This is a genomic window from Micromonospora sp. NPDC005205 (assembly GCF_040608275.1).
Taxonomy (GTDB): domain Bacteria; phylum Actinomycetota; class Actinomycetes; order Mycobacteriales; family Micromonosporaceae; genus Micromonospora.
This window is the reverse complement of sequence record NZ_JBEXHV010000001.1, coordinates 884,526-900,504: the sequence shown is the minus strand read 5'-3', so window position 1 is coordinate 900,504 and position 15,979 is coordinate 884,526. Positions and strand designations below refer to the sequence as shown.

The window sequence follows — 15,979 nt, the reverse complement described above, 5'->3', positions numbered from 1 at the left end:
GCCGGCGGGCTGATTCGCGTCGGTGGGTGATCCAGCCAGGTGCTGGCCGAGCGCTGGCCGCCATGGTCCACTCGGGTTTCTGGAAGTCGGGGCATCCCGCGCCGTTTGACGGGCCGACTTCCTGAAAATCGAGTTGATCAAGGCAAAGCGCGGGCCCCGGGGGGGCGGGTCGGTCAGGTGGCGTCGTCGTAGCTGGCCCGAGGGGCCGGGGCCGAGGAAGTGCTGGTGGCCGTGCTGGCGGGCGAATTGCCGTTCGACCGCAGGTCGGCGGCGTTGGCCACGTCCTTCAGGTCGTTGTGCACGCCGCTGACGTCCGCGCGCAGGTTGTCGTAGACGCCCTGCAACGGCTTGCGGATCGCCGCCTCGTCCTCCTCGCTGAGGAGGTGCTTACGGATGAACGCCTTCGGGTGCAGGTCTTCCAACTGAATGTCGGTGCCCAGCTCACGGCTCAGGTCACCGGTGGCGTTGCGGGCCATGTTGCGCAGGTTTCGCACCAACCGCAGGCCGTCGGTGATCACGGCGGGAAGCCGGTCACCGAAGATCAACAGCGCCAGGAGCAGCAGCGCACCGATCTCCCACCAGTTCAGGTTGTCGAGCATCCCGCGGGCCTCCTCTCGGCGTCAGCAGCAAGACTACGCACGACGGACGGCTTTCGGGCAAGGGGTGCGCCGCTGTTCACTTCGCTTCCGCGCCGAGTCACTTCGCGTCCGCGGCGAGAGTTACCGAGGTGTTCTGCCGGGCGGAGCCCCGCCGATACTCGACGGTCACGATCGAACCCGGCGCGAACTTGCGGACCAGCGCGGTCAGATCCGTCGGCTCGGTCATCGGCCGCCCGTTGATCTTGAGGATCACGTCACCGACCTTCAGTCCGGCGCCGTCCGCAGGGCCGGACGGCTCCACCTCGGCCAGCCGCAGGCCGCCCCCGACGACCCCGGTCGGGCCGTCCGCCCGCGCGCCGATCACCGTACGCCGGGCCTTGCCGGTGCCGATGATGTCCTGGGTCACCCGCTTGGCCTGGTTGATCGGAATGGCGAAGGCGAGCCCGATGTTGCCCGCCTCCTGCCCCTCGGCGACCAGTGACTTGATGGTGGAGTTCACTCCGACCACCCGGCCCGCGCCGTCGACGAGTGGGCCGCCCGAGTTGCCGTGGTTGACGGCGGCGTCGGTCTGGATGGCCGCGTAGTAACGCACCGGGCCGCCCGGCTCGCCGGCCTGCATCGTCCGGTCCAGCGCACTCACGATGCCGGCGGTGACCGTGTTGGCCAGCGACAACGGCGAGCCGATGGCGAGCACGGGATCGCCGACCGCCAGCGCGTCGGAGTCGCCGAACTCCACGGGTCGCAACCCGGGACGACTCACCTTGATCACTGCGATGTCCGACTCCGCGTCCTGGCCGACGATGGTCGCCGGCGCGGTGCTGCCGTCGTTGAAGACCACCGAGGCCTTGCCGGTGCCGCCGGCCACCACATGGTCGTTGGTGATCACATGGCCGTCGGTGGTGGCGATGAAACCCGAGCCCTCACTGGTCCCGCCGAGGCTGCTCACCCGTACGGTGACCACGCTGGGCAGGACCCGTTCGGCGACCCCGGCCAGCGACTCCGGTTTGCGCTGCGCCAACGCCGGCACCTCTGCGGGCGCACCGCCGAGGACCGCCGCACCAGCGCCGCCGCGCACCGCGAACGCGTAGCCCAACGCACCGCCGAGGGTGCCGGCCAGCAGCGCGGTGATCACGGGAATGAGCAACAGGTGGCGCAGTGTCGGCCGGCCCGGCGCATCAGGGTCGGTGACCGGCTCCGGCTCGGCGCCGGGAGCCACCACCCCGGGCACCACCACAGCGGTCGGGGCCGCCGGGTCGCGCCAGGGGTCGGCAAGCGCGTCCGACCACCAGGCCGACGCATCGGCAGAGCCTGGCCCGCCCGAAGCCGACGTCGGCCAGGCCGGTGTCGGCCCGCCGGAAGACGTCGGCCAGCCCGGTGCCGGCCCGCTGCCTGGCGGGGCGAGGGGCGGGCGGTCAGCCCCCGGCATGGTCGGCGGCCCCACCGACGGGGCTCCTGCCCCGGGCGGTCGCGCCGGAGCCGGAGTCTCACCGCCCCGGCGCCAGTCCCAGCCGTCGGTCACGTCGGTGCCTCCCAGTCCGTCCCCGGATCCCGTGCCGCGTCGCCCGGCCACGGGCCGGTCTGGTCGCGGCTGACGGGATACCGCCTCCAGGATTGCACGGATGGACGCGGCGCAGTCAGCGGTTGCCCCCGGTGATCGCTCCCGGCGGAGGCGCGGCTGCGCGCCCCACGACTGTCGCCTCTACGCTCACAGTGCCAACCCGCCCCCGCACCACGCACCGCCCCCGGAGGTGCCCCATCGCCACGGTCGCCGGTTCCGGCAGTTCGACGACACAGGCCCAGCATTTCGCCGAGTCGTACGTCACCGAGGATCTCGTTCTGCGTACCGCCCGCAGCCTGGCCCGGGAGGTCGGCCTCGACGCGGTCACGCCCGGCGCGGGGGCGGCGCTGCGGCTGCTGGCCGCCGCCGGCAACGCCCGTGCGGTGGTGGAGATCGGCACCGGCACCGGGGTCAGCGGTGTCTGGTTGCTGCGCGGCATGCGCGTCGACGGCGTGCTCACCACCATCGACGTGGAGGTGGAGCACCAGCGGATCGCCCGGCGGATCTTCGCCGAGGCGGGTTTCGCGGCCGGGCGTACCCGGATCATCACCGGTCGGGCGCTCGACGTGCTGCCCAGGCTCGCCGACGGTGCGTACGACCTGGTCTTCGTGGACGCGGAGGCGACCGGCTTCCACGCCTGCGTGGAGGCGGCGCTGCGGCTGTTGCGCCCGGGGGGCGTGCTGGCGCTCAACGGTGTGCTGGCCAGCGGCCGCATCGGAGACCCGTCCGCCCGGGACGCGGAGACGGTGACGGTTCGCGAAACGATCAAAGCGGTCCGGGAGTCGGAGCACTGGATCCCCGCGCTGCTTCCGGTCGGGCACGGGCTGCTCGCCGCGGTGAAGTGCTGATTCGAGCCCAGGACGGGTCAGAGCCCCGGTCCCGCCGAGGCTCTGACCCACTCCCTAGTTGACGTCGGCGAGCCAGCGCAGCAGCGAGCGGACGCCCCAACCGGTGGCGCCGCGGCTGACCTCGGCCTGGTCTCCGTCGGCCCAGGACGGGGCGGACATGTCCAGGTGCAGCCAGCGGTCTCGTAGGTCACCGGTGAACTCGCGCAGGTAGAGCGCGGCCAGCACCGAGCCGGCACCCTGCGTGGGCGCGCTGTAGAGGTCGGCGATCTCGCTGCCGAGGTACTCGACGTAGTCGGTGTGCAGCGGCATCCGCCACGCCGACTCGCCGGCCGCCTCGGCCGCCGCCAGCACGCTGGCGGCCAGTTCGTCGTTCTCGCTGTACAGGGCGGCGGTGCGCTTGCCCAGCGCCACCGAGTTCGCGCCGGTGAGCGTGGCCAGGTCGAGCAGCAGGTCCGGCTTGAGCTGCTGCACCGCGTACGCCAGCGCGTCGGCGAGGACCAGACGACCCTCGGCGTCGGAGTTGGTCGTCTCGCTGGTCGTACCGCCGTAGTGCCGGATCACGTCGCCGGGGCGGAACGCCGAGCCGCTGACCATGTTCTCGGCCAGCGGGGTCAACGTGGTGATCCGGACCGGCAGCCGCAGCGCGGCGGCGCCCACGGTGGCGGCGACGACCGCAGCCGCTCCGGCCATGTCCTTGCGCATCAGCTTCATCGACGCCACCGGCTTGATCGAGATGCCGCCGGTGTCGAAGGTGATGCCCTTGCCGATCAGCACCACGTGGGTGCGCGCGTTGGCGGGGTGCCAGTCCAGCTCGACCAGCCGCGGTCCGCTGGCGGAGCCACCGCCCACGGCGAGGATCCCGCCGAAGCCCTCGGTGGTCAGCTCGGCCGGGCCACGGACCCGCAGCCGCAGGTCCGGAAGGTCGGCTGCGGCGGTGGCCACCTGGTCGGCGAACCACTGCGGGGTCTTCACCGAGGAGGGGGTGTTGGTCAGGTCCCGGGCGAGATGCGTCATCGCGGCCGTGGTTCGGGCCGTGGCGACGGTGTCCTCGTACCCGGTGGGGTCGTCGAGCAGCAGGTCGACGCCGGTGAGCGCCGGTCGGTCGCCGGCCTCGGTGAGCCGGAAGCGGTACGGGGCGAGCAGCAGCCCCTCGGTCAACCCGCGAACCGCGGCCGCTGTCACCTCGGCCGGCAGCGCGATGGTGATATGCGTCTCAGCTGAGGCTGAGCGGGCCAGGGCCGCGCCGGCCGCCCGCCAGGCCGCCTCGTCGCCGTCGCCGATGCCGAGCAGTAGCAGCCGGCCGGGGGTACGCCCGGGGCGCAGCTGGGTGTGGACCTCGCCGGCTCGGCCGGTCAGCCGGGCCGCTGACACCAGCGCGGTCGCCTCGTCAGCCGTGCCGTCCGGGCCCGCCACGGCGGTCGGTGCCGGCTCGGCCGAGGTGTCACCTTCCGCCGTCGAATCGGCGGAGCGGACGGGCAGAACGAGGACGTCGAGCCGGTCGGGCTCGGCGATCAGACGAATGGCGAGCACGCGGAACCGCACCTCCAGGAAAGTGTCGCGGGTCGGCGGCCAACCCGCCTGCCCGCAGCGTTGAAGGCCCTGAGCCACCGGTGGTTCCGGTGGCTCAGGGCCTGAAGAACGTTCCGGGCGGCCTGAGCCGCCCGGAGCACTCCTTACTCAGCCGGCCGCTGCCTTCAGTGCGTCACCGAGCGCGTTGGCCTCGTCGGGAGTCATCTCGACGACGAGCCGGCCACCGCCCTCCAGCGGGACCCGCATGACGATGCCCCGCCCCTCCTTGGTGACTTCCAGCGGACCGTCGCCCGTCCGCGGCTTCATCGCCGCCATGTTGTCTCCCCTCAGACCTACACCAGGGTCGGTGGGTTGCCCCACAGCCACTTCGTCACGACCACCCGCAACGGTCGCGGGGGTGTCAACAACGATTTTCCCTGATGAACACCGCCGGACCCAAACCGGAGCAGCATTGATGTAACAGCATCTAGCTTATCTTGAGAAGGCCTGTCACAATGTGCGGTCATGCAGGCACGGTCGGCACTCTTCGACCTGTACGGCGACCACCTCCGTCCGAGGGGTGGCCGGGCACCGGTTGCTGCCCTGGTCAAGCTACTGGCGCCGCTGGGTATCGCACCGCCAGCAGTTCGCACCGCCGTCTCCCGGATGGTGCGCCAAGGCTGGCTCGAGCCTCTCCGGTTGGTCTCCGGACCCGGATATTCGATCACACCGAAAGCTGCCCGCCGACTCGACGAGGCAGCTGCCCGGATCTACCGGACCGGCCGGGTCACCTGGGACGGCCGGTTCGATCTGCTGGTGTTGGAGGCCCCGGGCTCCCGGCGGGACCGCCAGCGGCTCGCCGCCAACCTGAGCTTCCTCGGCTACGGGACGCTCGACGAGCAGACCTGGGTCGCCACCCGCCCCGCCGAGGATGTCGACCTGCTCCTCGCCGAGACCGGCATCCGGTTCGAGCGGTTCACCGCCTCGCACTTCTCCGGCACCCCCGGCGCGATGGGCGTGGTCCGACGCGCCTGGAACCTGGCCGAGATCGGCCGCGCCTACGAGCGGTTCGTCGCGGACCAGCGCCCGCTGCTCGCCGCGGTCACCGTACGCAGCAGCGACGAGGAGGCGTACGCGACGCGGTTCCGCCTCGTGCACGCCTGGCGTACGTTCCTCTTCCAGGATCCGCAGTTGCCCCCGGCGCTGCTGCCCGAGCGGTGGCCCGGCACCGCCGCGGCCAGTTTCTTCGACCGGCACGCGGCCCGCCTGCGTCCGGCCGCCGACCGGTACGTCGAACAGTGCCTCGACGCCGGCAACCGCATCGTCCGACAGAAGGGTCGTTAGACACGTGACCGAGCCGCTGCTGGTCGACCGGACCGATGCCGTCGTCACCCTCACGCTGAACCGGCCGAAGGCGATGAACGCGCTCGACGTGGCGCTCAAGGAGGCGCTGCGCGACGCCCTCGCGGAGCTGGAGACCGACCGGTCCTGCCGCGCGGTGGTCCTGGCCGGGGCCGGCGGGTCGTTCAGCGCCGGGCAGGACCTGCGCGAGCACGTGGCCACCCTGGAAAACTCCGGCAATGATCCGCTGGGCACCGTGCGGGCGCACTACAACCCGATCGCCGCCCGGCTCGCCAACCTGCCCAAGCCGGTGATCGCCGCGGTCCGCGGGATGGCCGCCGGGGCGGGCGCGTCGTTGGCGTTCCTGGCCGACATCCGCATCGGCGGTCCGACCACCAGTTTCCTGATGGCCTTCGCCAAGGTCGGTCTCGCCGCCGACACGGGCGCCTCCTGGACGTTGCCGCGACTGGTCGGGCACGCCAAGGCGGTGGAGCTGCTGATGCTGGCCGAGCCGGTCCGCGCCGAGGAGGCCTGCCGGTTGGGCCTGCTCAACCGGTTGACGGACGACGACGAGCAGGTCCTGCCCGTCGCCCAGGAGCTGGCCGCCCGCCTCGCCGCCGGCCCGACCGTCGCGTACGGGGCGATCAAGCGACAGCTCTCCATCGCCGACGCCGGCACCCTCGCCGACGCCCTCGCCGCCGAGGCGCAGGCCCAGGCGATCTGCGGCGCCACCGCCGACCACCGGGCGGCCACCCTCGCCTTCGTCGGCAAGCAGAAACCGGTCTTCGAGGGACGCTGAACGCGATCCGGACGCCGCCCTTACCGTCCTCGAACACGGGCCACCTAGCGTCGGCCGGTATGAGCGATCGTGAAGTGGTGGCGCACCTGCTGCGCCGGGCCACCTTCGGGCCGACCGCCGACGAGGTGGACGCGGCCGAGCGGGCCGGGAGGGCGGCGACCCTGGACCGGCTGCTCACCCCGCCCGCGACGGACCGGGGTGCGGCGGCCACGCCGGTTCCGACGCTGCCCCCGGACCCGTACGCCGGACTGACCAAGGACTCCACCCGCGAGCAACGGCAGCAGGCCAACGCCGAGCGCCGCAGGCAACTCCAGCAGGTCACCGAGTGGTGGCTGGACCGGATGGTGACCGCCGAGGACGGGCTGACCGAAAAGTTGGTCTTCTTCTGGCACGGGCACTGGGCGACCAGCGCCCAGAAGGTCAAGTCGGCGCGGCTGATGGTGGGCCAGTTGGAGACGCTGCGCCGGCACGGTCGTGGGCCGCTGGGCCCGCTGGTCGCCGCGATGGTGCGCGACCCCGCCCTGATCGTCTGGCTGGACGGGCAGAAGAACACCCGCAAGGCGCCGAACGAGAACCTGGCCCGCGAGCTGATGGAGCTGTTCACCCTCGGCATCGGCGCCTACAGCGAGGCCGACGTGAAGGCCGGCGCGCGGGCCCTCACCGGCTGGGTGGTCGACCGGCGTACCGGTGCGGCCCGCTTCGAGGCCCGCCGGCACGACAGTGGCGAGAAGAGCATCCTGGGGCAGAGCGGCCGGTTCGACGCCGAAACGTACGCCGGCCTGCTGGCCGCCCAACCGGCGGCGGCGACCTTCGTGGCCGGTCGGCTCTGGTTCCGCTATGCCGGCACCGAGACCCCGGCCCCGGACGGCCTGGCCGGCGCGGACACCATCGCGACCCTACGCGCGCTATTCTCCGCACCGGCCTTCGCGCAGACGCGGGGCACGCTGGTGAAGCAGCCGGTGGAGTGGTTGGTCGGTGCGCTGCGGCAACTCGGTATCCGACCGTCCGCGCTGCCCGAGCAGCAACGCAGACAACTGCTGGCCGGTCTGAACGCGCTCGACCAGGTGCCGTTGCGTCCACCCAGCGTGGGCGGTTGGCCGGCCGGGTCCGCCTGGCTGACCACCTCGTCGTTGCAGGCCCGGCTGCGGACGGCGGGGGTGCTCGCCGCCGCCACGGCTCCAGCGGTGCTGGCCCGGCTGACCGCCGCGCCCACCGCCGGGCGACCGGACGCGCTGGCCCGACTGCTCGTGGTCGACGGCTGGGGCGCGCGCACCCGCGCCGCTCTCACCCCGCTGGCCGGTGAGCCCCGAAAGTTGCTGGCCGCCGGCCTGGTCAGCCCCGAATACACAGTCAGCTGAGCGGAGGAGTCGACATGGACACAGTGACCCGACGCAGGTTCCTGCTGACCAGTGGGGTGGTCGGCGCTGGCGCGTTGGCCGCCGGGGCCGGCGCGTACAGCCTGCGGGACCTGCTGGACACCAGCGGAGACCGGGACCCGCAGTCCCGCACGCTGGTGCTGGTGACCCTCTACGGCGGCAATGACGGCCTCAACACGGTCATCCCGTACGGCGACCCGGCCTACCGGGCGGCTCGCCCGGAGCTGGCGTACCCGGACGGGGAGGTGCGGCGGTTGGACGACGACTTCGGCCTCAACCCGGCGCTGGCCGGTCTGCACCAGCGCTGGTCCGGCGGTGGGCTGGCGATCGTGCGTGGGGTCGGCTACCCGAAGCCGGACCGCAGCCACTTCCGTTCGATGGACATCTGGCACACGGCGCAACCGGACCGGCCCGGCAACACCGGCTGGCTCGGGCGGTGGCTGGACGGCGCCGGTGGCGATCCCCGGCTGGCGGTCTCCTTCGAGCCGGCGCTGCCGCCGCTGCTGGCCGGGGCGCAGAGCGCCGGGGCGGCCGTACCGGTGACCGACCGGAAGGCCGCCAAGGGGCTGTCGGCGCAGACGCTGACCGCGTTCGAAGCCGCCGAGCCGGGTGAGTCCGCCGCGCGAGCCCGGGCCGCCGCCTGCTTCGCCGACCTGCGATCGGTGGACGAGATGATCCGCCAGGTACGCGACTCCGACAACCCGGACATGGCAGACCCGGACGGCGAGCAGGCTCCGGCGACCGCCACCGGCGGGGCGAAGACTCCGCTGGACGCCCAACTGGACCTGGTCGCGCAGTGCGTCGAGGCGGGAGTGTCCACCCGGGTCTTCTCGGTGTCGCTGGGCGGCTTCGACACGCACGCCGACGAGAAGCAGTTGCAGACGGTGCTGCTGGGTCAGCTGGACCGGGCGTTGACCGGGTTCGCCGACCGGATGAGTCGCACCGAGGCGGGCCGGAAGGTGGTGGTGGCGGTCTACTCCGAGTTCGGCCGTCGGGTACGCGCCAACGCCTCCGACGGCACCGACCACGGCACCGCCTCGGATGTGCTGCTGCTCGGCGCGGGCGTCCGGGGCGGCTGGCACGGCGCACCGCCGAGCCTCACCGACCTCGACGACGGCGACCTGAAATACACCACGGACTTCCGGGACGTCTACGCCACGCTGCTGGAACGGGTGCTGGACACCGACCCGGGCCCGGTCCTCGCCGACTGGCGGGGACGGGTGGACAAGCTGTTCTAGGGCGTGTGTCGAAGCCCCTGGCCGGCCTGCGGCGGGCCCAGACGACGTCCGGCCGCGTTGGAGGGTGGCCCGGATACAACACCGGTATCCGGGCCACCCTCCGCCTTGCCGAACCGCCGCCTGGACTCCGCCTCGGCTCGACCGAGGACTTCGACACACGCCCTAATCGTCTTCTTCCGGGTCCTGGTTGGCCTGCTCGCCCAGCACGAACGCCTGCATGGCCAGCTCGTCGCCGGACGGCGAGACGAAGGCGGGCAGCTCACGCGGGCCCAGCTCCTGCACGTAGGACCAGAAGAGCCGCACCGCCTCGGCCGGCGTGTCGGCCTCGATCGGCAGGTCGAGGCTGACCAGCCAGGTTCGGCGCGCCGGGGGCGGGCCGAGCTGGTCGGCCAGCGCCCGGAAGGCCGCCGGCTCCACGGCGGTCACCGGCCCGTCGAGCGTCAACAGGTCGGCCGGCACCGGCTCGTCGAAGGCCCGCCGGGTGTACGCGACGACGAGCGTGCCCGGCTCGACCGGGGACTGCGGGTCGTCCGGGTCCTCGCGGTGTCGTCGTCCCGGCTCGGTGACCCGGCCGAGGGCCACCAGCCGGGGCGGCGCGTCGACCAGCACTGCCACCTGGTCGCCCGGCCCTGGCCGGGCGACGTCGGTCAGCCCGGTCAGCTCCAGCGTGTCGTGGTGCACGAGCCGCTCGGCCTCGTACCGTTCGGCGGGCAGCAGCACGGCCCAGGTGCCCATCCCGTCGGCGTTGCCGGCCGCACCGGCCCGGTGCGCGGTCTCGGTCGTCATGCCTGCCATCTCATCACGCCCCCGGTGGGACGGTGACGTGACAGCCGACGATGTGATCGTCGACCATCCCGGTTGCTTGCATCAGCGCGTACGCGGTGGTCGGGCCGACGAACCGGAAGCCGCGCTTCTTGAGTGCCTTGGCCATCGCCGTCGACTCCGGGGTGATCGGCGCCAGCTCGGCGAACGAGGCGGGGCGAGTCGGCCGGGGCTCCGGCGCGAAGGACCAGAGCAGCGCGGACAGGCCCTCCGGCAGCTCCAGTGCGGCGCGGGCGTTGGCGATCGCCGCCTCGATCTTGGCCCGGTTGCGGACGATGCCGGCGTCGGCCAGCAGCCGGGTGACGTCGGCGTCGTCGTAGCGGACGACGGTCGGGATGTGGAACTCGTCGAAGGCCAGTCGGAACGCCGGACGCTTGCGCAGGATGGTCAGCCAGGACAACCCGGACTGGAACGCCTCCAGCGTCATCCGCTCGTAGAGCGCGTCGTCTCCGCGCAGCGGCCGCCCCCACTCGGTGTCGTGGTAGATGGCGTAGTCGGGGGTGCTCGACCCCCAGGCGCAGCGGGCCAGCCCGTCGGCGCCGATCACCAGGTCAGTCACCCCGTACACGCTAGGGCATCCGTCCGACACCCCATTGCCACCGGCCGCCCGGCTGCCTATGGTGCTTGTTACCGACCGGTAGGTCGAGGTCACCCGACGGTGCGCCCCGACCGGTGACGGCGAGCGGAGGCCGCGCGGTGAAGGAGTTCCCGGACGTCATCGCCTGGTCGATCCCGGCCTTCGTGCTTCTCATCGTGTTGGAGCGAATCTCCTACCTGCTGCACCGCGACGACGACGAGGTCGGCTACGGCGGCGCCGACACCGCGACCAGCCTGACGATGGGGCTGGGCAGCATCTTCGCCGACCTGCTCTGGAAGGTGCCGATCGCCGCCGCGTACGCGCTGCTCTACGCGCTCACCCCACTGCGGGTCGCCGAGCTCTGGTGGACCTGGCCGCTGATCCTGCTCGCGCAGGACTTCTGCTACTACTGGTCGCACCGCGGCCACCACGTGATCCGCATCCTCTGGGCCTCGCACGTGGTGCACCACTCGTCGCAGCGGTTCAACCTCTCCACCGCGCTGCGCCAACCGTGGACCGGCCTGACCAGTTGGGTGTTCTACATCCCGCTGATCCTGGCCGGCGTCCATCCGGCCGTTGTCGCGTTCTGCGGCTCGGTCAACCTGCTCTACCAGTTCTGGATCCACACCGAGCGGATCGAGAAGATGCCGCGCTGGTACGAGGCGGTGTTCAACACCCCGTCGCACCACCGGGTGCACCACGCGTCGCAGGGCAGCTACCTGGACCGCAACTTCGGCGGCATCCTGATCGTCTGGGACCGGCTCTTCGGGTCGTTCGCGCCGGAAGGGGAACGTTGCGTGTACGGCCTGACCAAGAACGTCGGCAGCTACAACCCGGTCCGGGTGGCCTTCCACGAGTACGCCTCGATCGCCCGGGACCTGCGGGCCGCGGTGACCTGGCGGCACCGGGTCGGGCATCTCTTCCGCGCACCGGGCTGGCAGCCGGCACCGGGCTCCCCGGTCAGGGCAGCCGGCCCTGCTCGACCAGACGGGCAAACCTCTTCAGCGCCTGGGTGAGGCCGAGCTTGGAGCCGGGCCAGAGCACCGGCCACGCCAGTCGACCGGCCCGACCGCCCGGCAGGTGGAACCACTCGTGCCAGACGACCTGGGTGCGGTCCCGGTCCAGCTGGGTGCAGCGCAGCACCCCCGGGCCGCGCAGCAGCTGGCCGTGGTGCACGACGCCGATCTCGTACGGCTCGTCGACCCGGACCACCAGCATCTCGTCGCGCAGCGTCGCCCGGCCGAGCGCTGTCACCGCCTCGATCCGGCTGCCCTCGCGGCCGTCGCCCTCGACCACCCGGACGCGGGTGAACGGGATCCAGTCGGACTGACGTTCCCAGGCGAGCAGCGCGGCGAACACCCGCTCCGCCGGGGCTTCGACGATCACCGTGGCGGTCACCTCACCGGCACCGGGTCGGGCCGCCTCGCGAAGATCGTCAGCGCCCTCCGGCTCGGTCACGCCGACTCCGACCGAACCACCGCGTCATGCTGGTCGGTGCCGGCGGTCTGCTCACGATCGGCCGACTCGTCGTCGGCGGGCGCGGCGGCAGGCGCCACCCCGTCGGAATCCGTCGGGGACGAGCTGGCGGCGGGCAACGGGCCGGGAGTCGTCGAACCGACCGGGGCCGAGCCCGCCTCGCCGGTCAGCGGCGCGTCTCCGCCCGGCTCGACTGCCTCGCCCGGCTCGGTCGCGTCCGCGGGAGTCACCTTGCTGGCGGACTGCTCGCGGGCCTGCCGCAGCACGTCCGCGTCGTCGGTGCGCCCCTCACGCAAGGCGATGACCTCCGACTCCAGTACGCCGATCAGCTCGGACTTGTAACCGATGTCGTAGGCGGCACGGCGCAACGCCTTATCGACCTGGTCCATCCGGTACCCGCGCAACCCGGTGTCGAAACGGACCGCCCCCACGTCGGATTCACGCAACGGGCGGGTGCCCGGCAACGCCACGGCCTGCGAATCCGGCTCGGCCGGCACCAGGCCGGGATCACGCCCGCTGACCAGCACCGTCACACCGAATATCACCGCTGCGACTGTCAACGCCACGACCAGGAGGAGCAGAAGCTGACCCATGTACTGATCGTGGCATGGCAGCCGGCCGGGAGCGACCCCGCCACCCGCCTCGATCGCGATCGGTGCCGACGCCCGCCCGGGATGGTGGACGGGCGACCGGCTAGCGTCGGGACCGGCCGACGCGGCGGCGGCGGCGTGAACTTGCAGGAGGCGGGCATGGCCGGGGCGCTTCGGCTGGGTGGGCACACGTTCGCCCCCGGCGAGCTGGTGGTGATGGCGATCATCAACCGCACGCCGGACTCGTTCTTCGACCGCGGGGCCACCTACGCCGCCGACAGCGCTCTGCGCGCGGTGGAGCGGGCGGTGGACGAGGGCGCGGCCATCATCGACATCGGCGGCGTCAAGGCCGGCCCCGGCGCGGACGTGGACGTCGCCGAGGAGATCCGGCGCACGGTGGACACCATCGCCGCTGTCCGAGCCGCGTTTCCGGACGTGGTGATCTCCATCGACACCTGGCGGGCCGAGGTGGCGACGGAGGCCGTGGCGGCCGGCGCCGACCTCCTCAACGACACCTGGTCGGGTGCCGACCCGGCGTTGGTCCGGGTCGCCGCGCAGACCGGTGCCGGCCTGGTCTGTTCGCACGCCGGCGGGCTGACGCCGCGGACCAGGCCGCACCGCGCCGCCTTCACCGACGTGGTCGCCGACGTGGTCGCGACGGTCACCGGGCTCGCCGAGCGCGCGGTGGCGGCGGGGGTACGCCCCGACGGCATCCTCATCGACCCGGCGCACGACTTCGGTAAGAACACCCGGCAATCGCTGGAGATCACCCGCCGGCTGGACGAGCTGACCGCTACCGGCTGGCCGGTGCTGGTGGCGCTCTCCAACAAGGACTTCATCGGGGAGACGCTGGGACTGCCGGTAGCCGAACGGCTGGAGGGGACGCTCTCCGCGACGGCCGTCTCGGCCTGGTTGGGTGCCCGGGTCTTCCGGGCCCACCAGGTCGGCCCGACCCGCCGGGTGCTGGACATGGTGGCCTCGATCCGAGGCGACCGCCCGCCCACCGCCACCCGCCGGGGCCTCGCCTGACCGGTCGTCGCCGTGACCGACAGCGAACGGTCCGAGGGACCGACACGATCGCCGGAAGCAGTGGCGCTCAGGTCCAGCGGAGGATGTTCCTACGCCAGGCGTAGAGGATGCCGAGCGCGAGCACGGCCACGAACACCGCCATCTCCACCACCGTCACCAGACCGAAGCCGGGCCGGTCGAAGACCACCGCCCAGGGGAAGAGGAACACCGCCTCGACCGCGAACAGCACGTAGAGGTAGGCGTACACGTAGTAGCGGATCTGCATCTGCGCCCAGTCGGCGCCGACCGGGTCGAGCCCGCACTCGTAGCTGGCCCGCTTGCCCGGCGGGTCGGCCGGACGCGCCGGGCGTAACACCCGGTTGGCCGAGAACGCCGTAACGAAGAAGAGAACGCTGGCGAGCAGCAGGAGCCCGAGCGTCGCGTACGAGCCCAGGTATCCGTTCACAGTCGGCAGCCTACCGTCCGCCCGGACGGGTCGTCCCAAACACGTTACGAATTTGTTTCGCATGAGACTAGTGCCCCGGGGCAACTGTTACCGAATACTGGACACCCACCCATGTCACCGGAGGATTGATGTCCCGCGTGAAGGCATCGCCCGGTAACCGGGCGGAGGGGCGACGTTCCACGCCCCTGCTGGCGACCGCGCTCGCGCTCGGCCTGCTCACGGCGCTCGCCGTGGGGCCGGCCTGGGCCAGCGCGGCCGCACCGGACGCGGAGCCGGTCGCGACCTCGGCCGAGCCGGTCAACGAGCCGGGAGGCGAGGAGCCCCCGACCACACCGGCGGAGGAGCCCACCCCGACCGAGGACCCGGGCGGTGAACCGGAGCCGACCGGACCGGCGCCGGAAACCTCCGCGCCACCACCGGAGACGACACCACCGGCGCCGGTGACCACCGCCCCGGAGGTCCCGCCGGCACCGACCACCGTCGCGCCCGCGCCGGGCGCCACCACCCGACCGCCCAGCCCGGCTCCCCCGGTGCCACCGACGGCGCCCCCCGCCCCGCCGACACCGCCGGGGCCGACGGTCCGCCCGCCCGCCCCGGGTTCGGCGCCGCCGCCGCAGAGCCCGCTGGGCGTGCAGGTCACCACCGGCGACGTCATCCTCACCGAGGCGTACTGGAACACGCCGAGCACGGCCGCCACCCTCCAGGTCACCGTGCACAACACCGGCACCACCACGGAACAGATCCGACTCTCGTACACGCTGCCCGCCGGGCTGACCGACGCCGGCACGAAGGGCTGCGCCGCCGCCGGTGGTGGGACGTACCGGTGCGGTGCCTGGACCGCCGAAGCGGGCGCCCGGTTCAGCACCGCGCTGCGGCTGCGGGTCGCTGGCACGGCGTGGAAGCAGATGCCGCTCAGCGGCTCGGTCCAGGTCGTCGCGGACGCGCCGGGAGCGGAAGGGGAGGCGACCGACGACCAGGGCTTCGCGGTGCTCTTCCCAGCGGGCCCGCCGGTGCCCGGGATCGCGCTCGCCGCCGACGAGGTGACCTTCGACATCAGCGGCGGCCCCAGCACCCTCACACTCCGGCTGGGCAACACCGGCGCGGTGGACGCCGCCGGCCGGGTCGACGTCGTCCTGCCGGCCGGGGTGACAGTGCCGACCCCACCGCTCGGCTGTGTGGCGGTCGACCCGACGCGTACCCGCTGCGACGCCGGCCTGGTGCTGGCGGGCACGACCGCCGAGGTGCAGCTGCCGGTGGAGGCGACGCCGCAGGCTCAGCGGGAAGCGCCGCTGTCCGGTGCCGTGATCGGGCAACTCGATCCACGCAGCGGCCCGACCCGGCGGGTGCAGATGAGCTTCCGGATCACCGCGGCAGCCGCACTGGCCACGCCGGTGGTCTCCCCACCCGCGCCGACCGGCTCGCAGGGCGTACTGCCCGCCGGTGCCACGACCGGAGACGGCGGGTTGACCTCGGTTGAGCGGACCGCTGTCATCCTGATCGCGGTCTCCACGCTGCTGGTGGTGCTGGCCCTCACGCTGGCCACGACCTCGCTGCGGCGCCGGCTCGGCGGCCCACCGCCCGAGCCCGCGCCCAACCCCGCCGACTGATCGACGGACGACCCCGGCCCGCGCGACCGGGGTCGTCGGCGCGACCGGGTGGTGATCTGAATTACGGCGGGCGGTGCGTAACCCCGCAAAGGCGGGCATTTTGCACTCAGATCCGTTCCCAGTCGGCGGACCTCCGGGGATGGTTAGGGCTCCCTTAGACGTAGG

At 72.7% G+C, this 15,979-nt stretch carries 17 protein-coding genes; 8 read left to right on the top strand and 9 right to left on the bottom strand.

What is annotated here, in order from left to right; all coding sequences use genetic code 11:
* Positions 1-173: 173 nt before the first annotated feature.
* Complete coding sequence (locus ABZU43_RS04295) at positions 174-599, bottom strand: preprotein translocase subunit TatB (RefSeq protein WP_355005095.1); 426 nt, start codon at positions 597-599, stop codon at positions 174-176.
* A gap of 97 nt (positions 600-696) precedes the next feature.
* Positions 697-2,118 (bottom strand): trypsin-like peptidase domain-containing protein, encoded by a 1,422-nt coding sequence (locus ABZU43_RS04290; RefSeq protein WP_355005094.1) that lies wholly within the window; start codon positions 2,116-2,118, stop codon positions 697-699.
* Between the two features lie 191 nt (positions 2,119-2,309).
* On the opposite strand from ABZU43_RS04290, the gene ABZU43_RS04285 reads away from it, so the two are divergent.
* Entirely contained in the window at positions 2,310-3,005 is a 696-nt protein-coding gene (locus ABZU43_RS04285; protein ID WP_308193641.1) for an O-methyltransferase, read from the top strand.
* Positions 3,006-3,059: 54 nt separating this feature from the next.
* Here ABZU43_RS04285 and ABZU43_RS04280 read toward each other — a convergent pair whose 3' ends face one another.
* Together ABZU43_RS04280 and ABZU43_RS04275 are read right to left on the bottom strand one after the other, a co-directional pair.
* Complete coding sequence (locus tag ABZU43_RS04280) at positions 3,060-4,535, bottom strand: leucyl aminopeptidase family protein (protein WP_355005196.1); 1,476 nt, start codon at positions 4,533-4,535, stop codon at positions 3,060-3,062.
* 147 nt (positions 4,536-4,682) lie between these two features.
* Positions 4,683-4,850 carry a DUF3117 domain-containing protein gene (locus ABZU43_RS04275; RefSeq protein WP_007455245.1) on the bottom strand — a complete coding sequence of 56 codons (168 nt, stop codon included), beginning with the start codon at positions 4,848-4,850 and terminating at the stop codon, positions 4,683-4,685.
* Between the two features lie 189 nt (positions 4,851-5,039).
* On the opposite strand from ABZU43_RS04275, the gene ABZU43_RS04270 reads away from it, so the two are divergent.
* From ABZU43_RS04270 to ABZU43_RS04255, 4 genes are read left to right on the top strand one after another with little or no spacing between them, the layout of a single operon-like run.
* The gene (locus tag ABZU43_RS04270; RefSeq protein WP_091394799.1) at positions 5,040-5,858 is read left to right on the top strand and encodes a PaaX family transcriptional regulator C-terminal domain-containing protein; all 819 of its coding nucleotides are present in this window, start codon (positions 5,040-5,042) and stop codon (positions 5,856-5,858) included.
* 4 nt (positions 5,859-5,862) lie between these two features.
* Positions 5,863-6,654: an enoyl-CoA hydratase-related protein gene (locus tag ABZU43_RS04265; protein WP_355005093.1), complete on the top strand. Its 792-nt coding sequence runs from the start codon at positions 5,863-5,865 to the stop codon at positions 6,652-6,654.
* A 59-nt stretch (positions 6,655-6,713) separates the two neighbouring features.
* Entirely contained in the window at positions 6,714-8,012 is a 1,299-nt protein-coding gene (locus ABZU43_RS04260; RefSeq protein ID WP_355005092.1) for a DUF1800 domain-containing protein, read from the top strand.
* 14 nt (positions 8,013-8,026) lie between these two features.
* Positions 8,027-9,268 (top strand): DUF1501 domain-containing protein, encoded by a 1,242-nt coding sequence (locus ABZU43_RS04255; protein ID WP_355005091.1) that lies wholly within the window; start codon positions 8,027-8,029, stop codon positions 9,266-9,268.
* Between the two features lie 162 nt (positions 9,269-9,430).
* Here the strand turns inward: ABZU43_RS04255 and ABZU43_RS04250 are convergent, their stop codons facing one another.
* Together ABZU43_RS04250 and ABZU43_RS04245 are read right to left on the bottom strand one after the other, a co-directional pair.
* Positions 9,431-10,054, bottom strand: coding sequence for a hypothetical protein (locus ABZU43_RS04250; protein ID WP_355005090.1), 624 nt, complete (start codon positions 10,052-10,054; stop codon positions 9,431-9,433).
* Between the two features lie 13 nt (positions 10,055-10,067).
* Positions 10,068-10,649: a DNA-3-methyladenine glycosylase I gene (locus ABZU43_RS04245; protein ID WP_355005089.1), complete on the bottom strand. Its 582-nt coding sequence runs from the start codon at positions 10,647-10,649 to the stop codon at positions 10,068-10,070.
* A 113-nt stretch (positions 10,650-10,762) separates the two neighbouring features.
* Between ABZU43_RS04245 and ABZU43_RS04240 the strand changes: the two genes are divergently transcribed.
* A complete protein-coding gene (locus tag ABZU43_RS04240; RefSeq protein ID WP_355005088.1) occupies positions 10,763-11,683 on the top strand; it encodes a sterol desaturase family protein in 921 nt (306 codons plus the stop codon).
* Here ABZU43_RS04240 and ABZU43_RS04235 read toward each other — a convergent pair.
* Positions 11,628-12,125, bottom strand: coding sequence for an SRPBCC family protein (locus ABZU43_RS04235; RefSeq protein ID WP_355005087.1), 498 nt, complete (start codon positions 12,123-12,125; stop codon positions 11,628-11,630). The genes ABZU43_RS04240 and ABZU43_RS04235 overlap by 56 nt on opposite strands.
* Positions 12,122-12,736 carry a DivIVA domain-containing protein gene (locus tag ABZU43_RS04230; protein WP_355005086.1) on the bottom strand — a complete coding sequence of 205 codons (615 nt, stop codon included), beginning with the start codon at positions 12,734-12,736 and terminating at the stop codon, positions 12,122-12,124. Before ABZU43_RS04230 ends, ABZU43_RS04235 begins: the two co-directional genes overlap by 4 nt.
* A gap of 156 nt (positions 12,737-12,892) precedes the next feature.
* On the opposite strand from ABZU43_RS04230, the gene folP reads away from it, so the two are divergent.
* Positions 12,893-13,762, top strand: coding sequence for a dihydropteroate synthase (folP, locus tag ABZU43_RS04225; RefSeq protein WP_355005085.1), 870 nt, complete (start codon positions 12,893-12,895; stop codon positions 13,760-13,762).
* Between the two features lie 67 nt (positions 13,763-13,829).
* On the opposite strand, the gene ndhC is transcribed toward folP, so the two are convergent.
* Positions 13,830-14,207, bottom strand: coding sequence for an NADH-quinone oxidoreductase subunit A (gene ndhC, locus ABZU43_RS04220; protein WP_091394827.1), 378 nt, complete (start codon positions 14,205-14,207; stop codon positions 13,830-13,832).
* Positions 14,208-14,335: 128 nt separating this feature from the next.
* Between ndhC and ABZU43_RS04215 the strand changes: the two genes are divergently transcribed.
* Complete coding sequence (locus ABZU43_RS04215; RefSeq protein WP_355005084.1) at positions 14,336-15,814, top strand: hypothetical protein; 1,479 nt, start codon at positions 14,336-14,338, stop codon at positions 15,812-15,814.
* Positions 15,815-15,979: the final 165 nt, after the last annotated feature.